The following is a 501-nucleotide window of genomic DNA, read 5'->3' on the forward strand; positions in this document are numbered from 1 at the left end:
ATTCATATCTATCCCCTTATAAATCATGCCCAAATGAGCCTTCGCTACCACCATCGGTCGGTGATATATCCTGTGAAGCTTGAGATTGTTCTGAATCAGATTCAGACGGTTCAGCGATGTAAGCGCTTCTGCCTAACAAGTAATATTCCAAATCATTAGGATCAACAAAGGCATCAGTTGGTAACGTCACTTTCGTTCGGTCAATAGGTTTAGCGAGTCGAGGAGTAACAAGAATAACGAGCTCTGTTTCACCAGATACATACTCTTGGCTATTGAAAAGCTGACCTAAAATCGGCACATCGCCAAAGCCTGGCATCTTGTTACTGATGTCCCTAACATTCTCACTCAACAACCCCGCAATACCGATGGTTTGACCGTCGGCTAACTCAAGCGTCGACGATGCACTTCTTCGGGTAATAGGAGGGATAAAGTAAGTCGCATTGGTGGTACCAGGATCAATTGTTAACGAGCTACTATTGGCAATCTCACTCACATCAACCG

General features: G+C 44.5%; 1 pseudogene. It reads right to left on the minus strand.

What is annotated here, in order from left to right:
• Positions 1 to 16 precede the first annotated feature (16 nt).
• Positions 17 to 501: pseudogene (locus tag AB4486_RS24180) on the minus strand (type II and III secretion system protein family protein); the annotation flags it as partial.

Source organism: Vibrio sp. 10N.222.55.C6 (genome assembly GCF_041473395.1).
Classification (GTDB): domain Bacteria; phylum Pseudomonadota; class Gammaproteobacteria; order Enterobacterales; family Vibrionaceae; genus Vibrio; species Vibrio crassostreae_C.